The organism is Collimonas fungivorans (genome assembly GCF_001584145.1).
Taxonomy (GTDB): Bacteria; Pseudomonadota; Gammaproteobacteria; order Burkholderiales; family Burkholderiaceae_D; genus Collimonas; species Collimonas fungivorans.
Map to the genome: position 1 here is coordinate 2,971,462 of NZ_CP013232.1, position 12,606 is coordinate 2,984,067.

Genomic DNA, 12,606 nt, shown 5'->3' on the forward strand with positions numbered 1-12,606 from the left:
GCCGGCTGGTTTTGGCGGGACTGAAGCACGCAAGTTCACAATGAGTTTTATGTTACGCCAATAACATTTATTCCTGCAACATATTTTTTGTAATAACATATCGGCTAACATTGCATCAAATGACATCAAAATCGATCAACACTCACAACGGAAATTCCAAGATGCTGCAAACCGCTGGCGCCAAAGCCCGAACTCTCCGGCTGGTTCGGATGCAGGAACTGATCAACAGCAAGGGCCCGACGCAGCTCGGCAAGGTGGCGGAACAGCTGGGCGTGACGGAGATGACGATCCGCCGCGACCTGGCTTCGGCCGATTCGCCGCTGGCCTGCCTGGGCGGTTTTGTGCTGGAAGCCACCTTGCCGAGCGCTGACGAAAAATATTCCCTGGACGAAGAAATCGACCACCACACTGTACGCAAGCGCCTGGCCTGCCAGCGCGCGGCGCAGTGGGTGGAAGACGGCGACAGCCTGTTCATCGATTGCGGCACTACCATGATCCATTTCGCCGAGGCGCTGCCGCCCGGCATGACGCTCAGCGTGGTGTGCTATTCGATGAACATCGCCGCCATCGTCAGCCGGCGACCGAACACGCAGCTGATCCTGCTGGGAGGTTTGTACCACCCCTCCTCCGCCACTTTCTACTCGGATGAGGCGGTGCACTACCTGGGCAGCCTGGGCGTGAACAAGGCTTTCCTGTCGGCCGGCGGCGCAGACCTGCAGCGCGGCGCCAGCTGCTCGAATTTCCACGAGGTGGCGGTCAAGCAGGCGGCGATACGCAGCGCCGGGCAAAGTTTCCTGGTGGTGGACGAGAGCAAGCTGGGCCGGGTGCGGCCGGCGTTTTTCAGTCCGCTGGACGTGTTCTCGCGCATCGCCGTCGGCGGTACGCCAGATGCGGCCTTGCGCAAGCAGTTCAAGGGTTTGCCGCTGGATATCGCCAATCCGCCGATGGCTTGAATCACCGAAGAATCACATGCCCCGACAATGGCGGCATGTGGGTTCTTGTTGCATTATCCTGGCGCAGGCACGGATCCTGGCAGGACATCAATTAGCCGTGCAAAGTTAATGCTTAGTGCTACGTACGATATGGTAGGCAAAAGCCGAAGCCACTGGCGCCCCGTCCAGTTTTGCAGGTGAAAACTGCGTCGACTGCAGCCCTTTGATTGTCGTGTACGCCAGGATTCTTTCATCGTCGCTTAGCACGATTTCCCCATTGCTCTTGGCGCCTAAAATATCGACAGCGCTGACAGATCCGGTTTCGTCGACATGCACGATCAGTCTTACATCTTCCTTGTGAGAGCTTGTGTTATCCGAGCGGATTCCTCGCGACACCCCTAGATTTCGCAATAAGCTACGGATATTTGGCGACGGGAACGGAGGGATGACATTGTCATCGGTGATATCGACAAATTTCCGCCACAGCGATTTTTCATCGACAGACAACTCATCCCAGCTTTTATTGACGTCCACGCTAATTCCAAGCGAGGCACGGCTTTTGCTGAGGGATGACCCGGTTTGCGCATCGCCGACAGCGATGGAATATTCTCCTTCCGCCGCGTGCACGGGCAATAAAAGGCAACTCGCGATTAAAACCGGTGAAACCGTCCGAACCAAAAAATTGATCATGTATTTAATCTCAGGTAATAAAATCAAAAATTGCACCACTGTCTGCTGCTTAAAGAAAAACGGGAGGCACGGACGGAGTTGCCGCCCCGGCATTTTGCTTGCCGGACAGCTGACTTGTCAAACTGAAAACCGGCAGCAATCGGGAGACTGCTCGTGTTTTGCCAGAATATCGAGGAACGGCCCTTATGCCCATATAATCGGCAGTAAAAGCGCCATCCTCGGCATTTGAATGCTATATTGCCCCATTGCAACTTATTGTTTGGGTGAGGAACAGCGTAGTTTGCAGATATCCATCCCGGCAGGCCCGGTGCGGAGTTGTGAGTTATATAATGGATAACTTGCGCCACATCCACTACGCGGATACCCACCCTTAGACATTGCCAATGTACTCATTATTGCCCGCCTTAGTAGCCTCGGTTTTCCTCGGCTACGGCTTGTACGTACTTTGCACGCAGGGGTTCACCCGCATCGGCATCAGCTTTTCCGCGCTATGCATCATCTCGGCGTTCTGGCAGGGAACCTGGGCGGTGCTGTTCCAGGTCCACAGCCCGGGCCTGGCGATGTTCCTGATCAAGTTCGGCTACTTGCTGATCCTGTTCCTGCCGACCAGCCTGTATCACTTCCTGACCGAGGTTTCGGATCGGCCCAGGGAGCGCCACCTGGTTTACCTGTCCTACGGGATAGCTTCGATCCTGGCGATTTTCCTGGTCGGCAGCGACCTGTTCATTTCCGGTTTCTACGAATATTTCTGGGGCTACTACCCCAAGGCAGGACTGCTCCATCCCATCCACGTGCTGCAGACCGTGGTGGTGGTCAACCGCGGCCTGTACATCACCTTTCTCCAGCAGAAGAACGCGCCGCCCAACAAGCGCATCAGGCTGCGCCTGTGCATTGCCGGCATACTCACTTATTTTTTTGCCGCAGTCGACTACCTGTGCAACTACGGCTTCGAATTCTATCCGCCCGGCGTGCTGTTCATCGCCGTCAGCCTGGGCATCATCACTGTGGCGATCGTGAAGTATGGATTGTTCAATCCGATGGCGATTGCGGCCAGCGTGGCCCACGAAATGCGCACACCGCTGCTGTCGATCCGCAACCAGGCGCAAGGCATCAACAAATATATCCCGACGCTTCTGCACAGCTATGAGCTGGCGGTTGCCAACAACCTTTGCGAATCCTCGCTGCCGCCGTTCGCGATGAACTATCTGGCCACCATCGGCAAGACGCTGACACACGAGGTGGACCGCACCAATGCAGTGCTGGACATGATGCTGGCGTCGATCAAGATGGACCAGATCGACAAGACCAATTTCAGCCAGCATGGCATAGGACATTGCCTGGCCGAGGCGGTCGACCGCTACACCTATGACCGCCAGGACCGGGAGCGCATCGTGGTCGCCAACGCCGAAGAGTTCCGCTTTTACGGTTCGGATACGCTGCTGATACTGGTGCTGTTCAACCTGCTGAAAAATGCGCTGTACGCCATCAAGGCAGCCGGCAAGGGAGAAATCCGCATATCGACGGCGCGCGGTCCGACTGTCAACCGCATGTATTTCAGCGATACCGGAACCGGCATAACCGGCGAAGCGCTGCCGAATATTTTCGACGGATTCTTTACCACCAAACAAAGCGGCGGCACTGGCGTCGGCCTGACTTTCTGCCACCGGGTGATGGCCTCTTTCGGCGGCCGCATCCTGTGCGATTCGGTGGCCGGTCAATATACGACATTTACCCTGGAATTTCCGATGGTTGAGGACAACACATCGGGCGATTTGTTTGCGGCGCCGGGGCTGCTCCAGGCGGAGAAAGAGGCAGTTGCCTCTCCTCCGTATGGGCCTTAGATCAAGGACAGGCTAATACAGCCCGTTACGCCGTTACTCTCCTTTCTCGATTTCATATTGCCGGATCTTTTCAAGGATGTGCTCCGGCAGCCGCGCGATTTTTTTCTCCTTGTTGGCGAAGACTATCTGCTGCTGGCCGGTCGCCACAAGCTTGCCATCCACCAGGAAGCGGAACGCCAGGGAAAACGAACATTGCTTGATTGCGAAAGTATTTACCTCGCACGCAATCTTCTGGAATGCAAATGTCTCGCACACATACTGCTGCTGCGCCTCTTTGGTGATGAAGACGCCGAGCGACTGCAGCATGTCGGCGGAAATGCATTCGAAAAACCAGCGCTCGCGGCAAATCCCCTGCCACTCGAAATGCCGGGCGAAATAAATGTTGCCGGTGGCGTTCGAGTCTTTCAGGTACACGTCGATCGAGTGGTGGAAGGTTTTGGGCTGTGGCGCCCGCAAATAGCTGATCGGGAAAGGAATGGTTTCTATTACGGTTTCTTGGACGACAGGACGCTGAGTCAAGATTGCAGACATGATGGTAACTCCCATAAGCAAATGGAAAATGGCTGTTTTCAACAGCCGCTATTGCCTCCCTGCCCGGTCCAGGCGCGAGGAAGCAGCTTATAGTGTTAATCATGTGACGCCACTTACAAGTAAGGGCGCGACAAACGGCCGCCAGGCGGCAAACGGCAATATGTGGTAGTCGCCGCAGCTTGTTTGCAATGGTTATTTGCGATGGTTATTTGATACGCTGTTTTTCCAGCTTGCGCGCCAGCGTGCGCCGGTGCATTCCCAGGCGCCGCGCCGTTTCGGAAATGTTGAAACCGGTTTCCACCAGCACTTCGTGGATGCGCTCCCACTCCAGCGTCTTGATCGAGGTCGAGCGGTTGCTGAGTTCAATCTCGGCAGCGCCGGCGACATGGCCGAAAGCCGCCTCGATATCGTCGGTATTGGAAGGCTTGGCCAGATACTGGCAGGCGCCAAGCTTGATCGCTTCCACCGCCGTGTTGATGCTGGCGAAACCGGTCAGCACCACGATCAGCATGGCCGGATCGTGCTTGTGCAGCATCTGTACGCAAGCCAGCCCGGAGGTGCTGTCGTTGAGCTTGAGGTCGACCACTGCATATCCCGGCGAATGCTGGCGCAGCAGCGCAGCGGCCTCGCCCAGATTCGAGGCCAGCAGGACAGCGTAATCGCGGCGCTCGAACGAGCGGCCCAGCGTGCGCGCGAAAGTGGCGTCGTCCTCGATGATCAGCAGCAGGCGGTCAGTCGCCATGTCCGGCACCCTCCTCAAGGCTGATCGACGCCAGCGGCAGCGCAAGCTGGACCAGCGCTCCGCCCTGCTCCCGGTTGCGCGCGGTTACCGTGCCGCCCAGCTTGCGGGCGACGTTGACCACAAAAAACAGCCCAAGGCCACTGCCTGGCCGTCCCTTGCTCGACTGGTAAGGCTTGCCCAGGTGCGCCAGCATGGCAGGCGCAAAACCGGGACCGCTGTCGCTCACCACCAGGGTCAGCGCATCGGCTTCCCGCGTTGCTTCCAGGCTGACCCACTGCGGCGAGGCTTCGAGCGCGTTGTCGAGCACGTTGCAGATCATCTGCTTGAGGGCGGAATCGAAAGCCACCGGCATATCCTGCTCGATCCGGTTTTCATAGGCAAACGAAACGATCGGCCGGGTCGCACACCATTCCTTGGCCAGGTCGTTGAGGAAAGTGCTGATGGTGGTCTTCACCGACGATTCGCCGCGCGCCTCGCCGGCCGACAGCAGGATGCCGCTGACGATGCTCTTGCAGCGCTGCAGCTGGGCTTGCATCTCGCCGATTTCTTCCAGCAGTTCGCTGTTCTTGCTGAACTCCGGCATGCGCCGCCAGTCGCCCAGGATCACCGACAAGGTGGCCAGCGGCGTACCGAGTTCGTGCGCGGCGCCGGAAGCCAGCAGGCCCATGCGCACGATGTGGTCCTCCTCCGCCGCACGCTGGCGCAAATCGGCCAGCTGGGCGTCGCCGGCGCGCAGGTTGCGGCCGATGCGGGTGATGAAAAACACCAGCAAGGCGGCATTCAGCACAAAACAGATCAGCAGACCTTCGACATACAGGCTGGACAAGCCGTTGCCATGGTCGGGCGGCAGCGCCAGCGGTTCGGAAAACAGCGAGAGGCCGGCCAGGCAGGCGCTGGTGACGGCGACAATGGTCCAGGTCGACCAGGTTTCCAGCAGCACGGCGCTGAGGATCACCTGCAACAGGAACAGAAAGGCGAACGGATTGGTGATGCCGCCGCTGAAATACAGCTGGGCGGTGAGGATGCCGACGTCCACCAGCAGCGCCAGGAACAGCTCGCCGTTGCTGGCCACGCGCCGTTCATGCCAGCGCAGGTGGCTGGCGATGTTGAACGCCACCAGGCACGCCAGCACCTTCAGCATGTGCGGCAGCGGCAGGTGGATGCCGAAACCGGCGATCACGATAGCGATGGTGGTGATCTGCCCGACCACGGCGATCCAGCGCAGCTGGATCAATTGCAGCATGTTCTTGTGGCCGGCGGCGTTTTCAACGCCTGCCGCCAGCGTCCAGCGCCGCTTCAAATCTTCTGTATTTGCAAGAATATCAATTTTACTTGCCATCGTCACTTTCACGGTCGATACCATCGGCATGGGCGCCTGGCGGATGCCGCCGGCGCAGATTCCGCTCTTCCCGTCCTACCCAGAAACAGGCGCCTGCCACCATCAAGGCAAGAGCATACCAAGTGAGAGCATAAACCAGATGGTTATTGTGAAAGGCGATCACCGTCAGGCCGCCGACCGGGTGGTTGCCGCCGGTATCCTTGCTGGCCGTCGCTGCGTCTGCATCGATGAAATAAGGCGCCGCCGGCAACAGGTTGCGCGCCGCCGCTATCGCTTGCACGTCGCGCGAAAACCAGCGGTCGCCGGCCGGATCGTTGTGGCGCAGGAAGCCGCCGCCCGGCTCACTCATGCGCAGCAGTCCGCTTACCTCGGCCGGACCGACCTCCGGACCATCCTGTTCGGCGCCGGCCTTGGCCGGTACAAAACCGCGGTTGACCAGCACCACGCTGCCGTCCGCGCAGCGCAACGGCGTCAGCAGCCAGAATCCGCCGCCGAGTTCGGTCGAAGCCTGGACCCGGGCTGTCAGTGCATAGAGGAAGGTGCCGCTGAGGCGCACGCGCCGGTATTCGTCGGCGTCGGCATTGACCTGCGGCCAGCGTTCAGGACCGGGAGCAGCCACGGCTGGCGCATGCACCCTTTGCTCAACCCGTTCGATCAGGTCAAGCTTCCATTGCAGGCGCTTGAGCTGCCAGGTCCCCAATGCGAAGAAACCGGCGAACACCAGCCCGGCGCAGATGGCCAGCGCCAGCAGCACAGCTTTGGAGCGAGCCCTTGGCGCAACCGGCGCCGTGCCCTGACCGTCCGTCACCATGCCGCGCGGCGCCTGTTTCATTGCATGTTTTGCATATGCTGCATGTCTTGCATATTGTGCATTTTCGGCATGTCAGGCATTTTCTGCATCGATTCCGGCACCACTTCCGTGGTGTCGGGCATCATGCCCGGCATCATGTTGTGGTTCAGGTGGTACATCACCCACAGCGAACCGCTCAGCATGATGAACACCAGCATGATCGTGAAGATCAGCGCCAGCATCGACCAGCCACCTTCGGATTTGGTGTTCATGTGCAGGAAATACACCATGTGCACCACGATCTGCACGGCGGCGAAACCGAGCAGCACCAGCCCGGTGGTGCTGGATTTGTCGAACACCTTGGCCATCACCAGCCAGAACGGAATCGCCGTCAGGATCACCGCCAGCACGAAGCCGGTGGTGTAGCTCTTCAGGCTGCCGTGGTCGGCATGGGTGTGGCCGTGATGACCATCGTGATCACTGTGGCCGTGGCCGACGACGCGCGCCGGGTGCTGTTGATGTCCGCCGCTCATGGCAAAACTCCCATCAGATAGACAAAGGTGAAGACGCCGATCCAGACCACGTCCAGGAAATGCCAGAACATCGACAGGCACATCAGGCGCCGGCCGTTTTCAGCGGTAAGGCCGTGGCGCTTGACCTGGAACATCAGCGTGACCAGCCAGACGATGCCGAAGCTGACGTGCAGGCCGTGGGTCGCCACCAGTGCGAAGAACGAGGTCAGGAAGCCGCTGCGCTGCGGGCCTGCGCCTTCGTGGATCAGGTGCACGAATTCGTACAGTTCGAAGCCGATAAAGCAGGCACCGAGAATGCCGGTGACAGCCAGCCAGGCCAGCGTTGCGCCCTGGCGCTTGCGCTGCATTTCCAGCATGGCGAAACCGTAGGTGATCGACGACAGCAGCAGCAGCGACGTATTGACTGCCACCAGCGGCAGGTCGAACAGTTCGGCGCCGGTCGGGCCGCCTGCATAGTTGCGGCCCAATACGGCGTAAGTCGCGAACAGGCAGGCGAAGATCAGGCAATCGCTCATCAGGTACAGCCAGAAACCCAGCAAGGTGCCGTTTTCCGGATGGTGTTCGCGGGTGTAGAAGCGCGCGCTCGGATCAGCCGCGCCGGTAGTGTTCATGGTGGTATCAGACATGGCTAGCCAGCAATCGTGTGCGTTCGCCCTCGGTGCGGACGACTTCGTCCGCCGAGATGTGGTAATCGCGGTTGTAGTTGAAGGTGTGGATGATGATGGCAGCCATCATCGCTGCAAAGCCGAGGCCGGCCACCAGCCACATGTGCCAGATCAGGGCAAAGCCGATGGCTGCGCTGAGCGCGGCGATGATGAAACCGGCCGCCGTGTTCTTCGGCATGTGGATGGCGACGAAGTCTTTCAGCGGACGCGCGTAGCCGTTGGCCTTCATGTCGGTCCAGGCGTCGTTGTCATGCACCACCGGCGTGAAGGCGAAATTGTAGTCCGGCGGCGGCGACGAGGTCGACCATTCCAGGGTGCGCGCGCCCCATGGATCGCCGGTGGTGTCGCGCAGCGATTCGCGGCGGCGGAAACTGACCACCAGCTGCACGATGAAGGACGCGATGCCGAGTGCGATCAGGACAGCGCCGAAAGCGGCGATCTGGAACCAGATCTGCAGCGACGGATCCTCGAAGTGGCCGAGGCGGCGGGTCACGCCCATCAGGCCCAGCACGTACAGTGGCATGAAGGCAAAGTAGAAACCGATGGTCCAGAACCAGAAGCAGCACTTGCCCCAGAAGTCGTCCAGCTTGTAGCCGAAGGCTTTCGGGAACCAGTAATTGATGCCGGCAAACATGCCGAACAGCACGCCGCCGATGATAACGTTATGGAAGTGGGCGATCAGGAACAGGCTGTTATGCAGCACGAAGTCGGCCGGCGGCACTGCCAGCAGCACGCCGGTCATGCCGCCGATGGTGAAGGTGACCATGAAGCCGATGGTCCACAGCATGGGCAGCTCGAAGCGGATACGGCCGCGGTACATGGTGAACAGCCAGTTGAAGATCTTGGCGCCGGTCGGGATCGAGATGATCATCGTCGTGATGCCGAAGAACGAGTTGACGCTGGCGCCGGAACCCATGGTGAAAAAGTGATGCAGCCACACCAGGTAGGACAGGATGGTGATCACCACGGTGGCATAGACCATCGAGGTGTAACCGAACAGGCGCTTGCTGCTGAAGGTCGAGACGACTTCGGAGAAGATGCCGAAGGCTGGCAGAATCAGGATGTAAACCTCAGGGTGGCCCCAGATCCAGATCAGGTTGACATACATCATGGCGTTGCCGCCCATGTCATTGGTGAAGAAATTGGTGCCGACGATGCGGTCCAGCGACAACATGCCCAGCACGGCGGTCAGCACCGGGAAGGCGGCGACGATCAGGACGTTGGTGCACAAGGCGGTCCAGGTGAATACCGGCATCTTCATCATGTTCATGCCGGGCGCGCGCATCTTGACGATGGTCGCTATCAGGTTGATCCCCGATAGCAGCGTCCCTACCCCGGCAATCTGCAAGGCCCATATGTAGTAGTCGACTCCGACGTCCGGGCTGGCAAGGATGCCTGACAGCGGCGGATAAGCCAGCCAGCCGGTGCGGGCGAATTCGCCGACGAACAGCGAAGCCATCACCAGCATGCCGCCGAAGGTGGTCATCCAGAAGCTGAAATTGTTCAGGAAAGGAAAAGCCACGTCGCGTGCGCCGATCTGCAGCGGCACCACATAGTTCATCAGGCCGGTCACCAGCGGCATGGCGACGAAGAAGATCATGATGACGCCGTGCGCCGTGAAGATCTGGTCGTAATGGTGCGGCGGCAGGAAGCCGGCCGAATCGCCGAAGGCAAACGCCTGCTGGGCGCGCATCATCAAGGCGTCGGCGAAGCCGCGCAGCAGCATCACCAGGCCCAGCACCACATACATGATGCCGATCTTCTTGTGGTCGATGCTGGTGAACCAGTCGCGCCACAAGGTGCCCCAGACTTTGTAGTAGGTCAGCGCGCCAAGCACTGCTGCGCCGCCGATGGCGACCATGAGGAAGGTCGCGATAAGAATCGGTTCGTGGTAGGGAATCGCTTCCCAGGTGAGACGGCCGAAGATCAGCTTGGTCAGATCAATATGGTCTAGCATCGTTACTTTCCGGTGAAAAAGGGAAACGCGGCGGCTGTCATATGCACTGCGGCGACAGCGCCGTTGCTGGCAGAACGGAGCACTGCCGGCTCTTGTTGCAAACGGTTATTCATGGTGTTTGGCCGGGTCCTCGGCCTGGTGTTCTGCCATGTTGTGGCCGCTATCGGCCGCCATCATCTGGTCCATGCACATCTGGCCCGGCTCGATGCAGCGGTTGAGGATGGCGTGGTACAGGCTCGGATCGACAGCACCGTAGTAGCGCACCGGTTCCTTCTCGCTCGGCTTTTCGAGCTGCAGGTAATCGGCGCGGTCCAGCTTGCCGCTGGCTGCCTTGGTGGTCTTGACCCAGTTCTCGAAATTCTCCGTGGTCATGCCATGGAACTTGAATTTCATGTCGGAAAAACCGGCGCCGCTGTAGTTGGCGGAGAAGCCGTCGTACTCGCCCGGCCGGTTGATCACCGCGTTCAGGGAGGTCTGCATGCCCGGCATGGCGTAGATCTGGCCAGCCAGCGCAGGAATGAAGAAGGAATTCATGATGGCCGACGAGGTGATCTTGAAGCGGATCGGCATGTCGACCGGCGCCGCCAGCTCATTGACGGTGGCGATGCCTTGCTCGGGATAGATGAACAGCCATTTCCAGTCCAGCGCCACCACTTCTACCGTCAGCGTCTTGGCATCGGCGGGAATCGGGCGGTTCGCATCCAGGCGCGACAGCGGCCGGTACGGGTCCAGGGTATGGGTGCTGATCCAGGTCAGCAGGCCGAGGGCGATGATGATGAGCAGCGGCGCGCCCCAGATCACCAGCTCCAGCTGGGTCGAGTGGTCCCAGTCGGGTTCGTAGCGTGCAGCGGTATTGTTTTTACGGTAGCGCCAGGCAAACCAGATGGTCAGCGCAATCACCGGAACGATGATCAGCAGCATCAGAATCGTGGAAATCACGATCAGGCGGCCCTGCTGGGAGGCGATATCGCCAGACGGATTCATCACCACCGTGTTGCAACCAGCCAACAAAATGAGGGGAAGGAGGAGCAATCCACGCCGAGATAAGAGGGAAACCATAGAGTAAAAGTACCGTCGAAGCTATCAGATTGTGATAATGTACACTGACTGGTATGCGTTGGCGATTGGACGTTTTGTCCTACCCTACACTCATAACATCGGGAAGGGTTCGACACGGCTGGTTGGCATGGCCAGTATTAACAGAAACCCACTAGAGACAATATTATGATGACGAGCACCCATAGCCACAATGGCGAAGTTTCCGCTGATTTCTCGTCGCATTCGACCGTCAATGATGCGAGAAACACCAAACCAGACTCCATCGCCCCGGCGAGATAGCAATCGGCGTAGTTATAGGCCGTGCGTCTGAATATTTCGACTTTTTCGTGTACGCCATGGCCTCGGTGCTGGTGTTTCCCTCGGTGTTCTTCCCGTTCGAGCAGCAGCTGGAAGGCACGCTTTACGCATTCGTGATTTTCTCCTTTGCCTTTTTGGCAAGACCTTTCGGCACCGTGTTGTTCATGGCGATCCAGCGCCGCCTCGGACGCGAGGTCAAATTGACGGCTGCGCTCTTCATTTTAGGCATCTCTACGGCCGGGATTGCGTTCCTGCCAACATACCAGCACTTGGGATTTTACGCCATCGTCTTGCTGGCGCTGCTGCGCATCGGCCAAGGCATTGCGCTGGGCGGCTCCTGGGACGGCCTGCCCTCGCTGCTGGCGCTGAATGCGCCGCAGAACCGGCGCGGCTGGTACGCCATGCTGGGCCAATTGGGCGCGCCGGTCGGCTTCATGATCGCCGGCGGCCTGTTTGCCTACCTGCTGTCGAACCTGACCACCGAAGACTTCCTCGACTGGGGCTGGCGCTACCCGTTCTACGTGGCGTTCGCCATCAACGTCGTCGCCCTGTTCGCCCGCCTGCGCCTGGTATCGACCCCGGAATATGCCCGCTTGCTTGACGAACGGGAGCTGGAGCCGGTCAACGCCCTGGAAATGACCCGTTCGCAAGGACGCAACGTCATCATCGGCGCCCTGGCGGCCTTGGCCAGCTACGCCCTGTTCCACCTGGTGACTGTGTTCCCGCTGTCCTGGATCACTTTGTATTCGATGCGCTCCGTCAGCGACTTCCTGATCATCCAGGTCATCGGCGCCGCGCTCATGGCGCTGGGCGTGGTCGCCTCCGGCCTGATCGCCGACCGTCTCGGCCGCCGTACCACGCTAGGCGCCTGCGCCGTGCTGATCGCGGTGCTGAGCGCGTTTGTGCCGACCTTGATGAACGGCGGCGAGTTTGGCCAGAATACCTTCATCCTGCTGGGCTTCATCCTGCTCGGCTTGTCGTACGGCCAGGCCGCCGGCGCCGTCACCGCCAATTTCCCGGCGAAATACCGCTATACCGGCGCTGCCCTCACTTCCGACCTGTCATGGCTGGTCGGGCCGGTTTCGCACCGCTGGTGGCGCTTGGCCTGTCGGCGCATTTTGGCCTGGCTTATGTCAGCTTCTACCTGCTGTCGGGCGCCGCCTGCTCGCTGGCGGCGTTAAGCCTTAACCGCGCCCTGGAAATCCGCGACTGATTATGAAAAAAGCCTGT

11 protein-coding genes and 1 pseudogene are annotated in these 12,606 nt (G+C 59.5%); 3 read left to right on the forward strand and 9 right to left on the reverse strand.

Annotation, left to right across the window (positions count from 1 at the left end; all coding sequences use genetic code 11):
* The first annotated feature begins 161 nt into the window (after window positions 1-161).
* Window positions 162-953 carry a DeoR/GlpR family DNA-binding transcription regulator gene (locus tag CFter6_RS12720; protein WP_061540236.1) on the forward strand — a complete coding sequence of 264 codons (792 nt, stop codon included), beginning with the start codon at window positions 162-164 and terminating at the stop codon, window positions 951-953.
* A gap of 105 nt (window positions 954-1,058) precedes the next feature.
* Here the strand turns inward: CFter6_RS12720 and CFter6_RS12725 are convergent, their stop codons facing one another.
* Complete coding sequence (locus CFter6_RS12725; protein WP_150118736.1) at window positions 1,059-1,658, reverse strand: energy transducer TonB; 600 nt, start codon at window positions 1,656-1,658, stop codon at window positions 1,059-1,061.
* A gap of 347 nt (window positions 1,659-2,005) precedes the next feature.
* On the opposite strand from CFter6_RS12725, the gene CFter6_RS12730 reads away from it, so the two are divergent.
* Window positions 2,006-3,463 (forward strand): sensor histidine kinase, encoded by a 1,458-nt coding sequence (locus CFter6_RS12730; protein WP_061540238.1) that lies wholly within the window; start codon window positions 2,006-2,008, stop codon window positions 3,461-3,463.
* A 33-nt stretch (window positions 3,464-3,496) separates the two neighbouring features.
* Here the strand turns inward: CFter6_RS12730 and CFter6_RS12735 are convergent, their stop codons facing one another.
* The 8 genes from CFter6_RS12735 to cyoA all read right to left on the reverse strand — a co-directional run bounded on the left by CFter6_RS12735 (window position 3,497) and on the right by cyoA (window position 11,079).
* On the reverse strand, window positions 3,497-4,036 hold the full coding sequence (locus CFter6_RS12735) for an acyl-CoA thioesterase (RefSeq protein ID WP_061540239.1): 540 nt from the start codon (window positions 4,034-4,036) through the stop codon (window positions 3,497-3,499).
* Window positions 4,037-4,199: 163 nt separating this feature from the next.
* Window positions 4,200-4,736: a response regulator transcription factor gene (locus CFter6_RS12740; protein WP_061540240.1), complete on the reverse strand. Its 537-nt coding sequence runs from the start codon at window positions 4,734-4,736 to the stop codon at window positions 4,200-4,202.
* A complete protein-coding gene (locus tag CFter6_RS12745) occupies window positions 4,726-6,075 on the reverse strand; it encodes an ATP-binding protein (RefSeq protein ID WP_061540241.1) in 1,350 nt (449 codons plus the stop codon). The genes CFter6_RS12740 and CFter6_RS12745 overlap by 11 nt, the downstream gene beginning before the upstream one ends.
* The gene (locus CFter6_RS12750; protein ID WP_061540242.1) at window positions 6,065-6,907 is read right to left on the reverse strand and encodes an SURF1 family protein; all 843 of its coding nucleotides are present in this window, start codon (window positions 6,905-6,907) and stop codon (window positions 6,065-6,067) included. The genes CFter6_RS12745 and CFter6_RS12750 overlap by 11 nt, the downstream gene beginning before the upstream one ends.
* Complete coding sequence (gene cyoD, locus CFter6_RS12755; RefSeq protein ID WP_061540243.1) at window positions 6,904-7,398, reverse strand: cytochrome o ubiquinol oxidase subunit IV; 495 nt, start codon at window positions 7,396-7,398, stop codon at window positions 6,904-6,906. Before cyoD ends, CFter6_RS12750 begins: the two co-directional genes overlap by 4 nt.
* Window positions 7,395-8,024, reverse strand: a complete 630-nt coding sequence (cyoC, locus tag CFter6_RS12760) for a cytochrome o ubiquinol oxidase subunit III (protein WP_061540244.1) — start codon at window positions 8,022-8,024, stop codon at window positions 7,395-7,397. Before cyoC ends, cyoD begins: the two co-directional genes overlap by 4 nt.
* The gene (gene cyoB, locus CFter6_RS12765) at window positions 8,017-10,020 is read right to left on the reverse strand and encodes a cytochrome o ubiquinol oxidase subunit I (protein ID WP_061540245.1); all 2,004 of its coding nucleotides are present in this window, start codon (window positions 10,018-10,020) and stop codon (window positions 8,017-8,019) included. The genes cyoC and cyoB overlap by 8 nt, the downstream gene beginning before the upstream one ends.
* A 105-nt stretch (window positions 10,021-10,125) precedes the next feature.
* Window positions 10,126-11,079 carry a ubiquinol oxidase subunit II gene (gene cyoA / locus CFter6_RS12770; protein ID WP_061540246.1) on the reverse strand — a complete coding sequence of 318 codons (954 nt, stop codon included), beginning with the start codon at window positions 11,077-11,079 and terminating at the stop codon, window positions 10,126-10,128.
* Window positions 11,080-11,244: 165 nt separating this feature from the next.
* Between cyoA and CFter6_RS12775 the strand changes: the two are divergent.
* Window positions 11,245-12,589 (forward strand): annotated as a pseudogene (locus tag CFter6_RS12775) (MFS transporter).
* Window positions 12,590-12,606 lie beyond the last annotated feature (17 nt).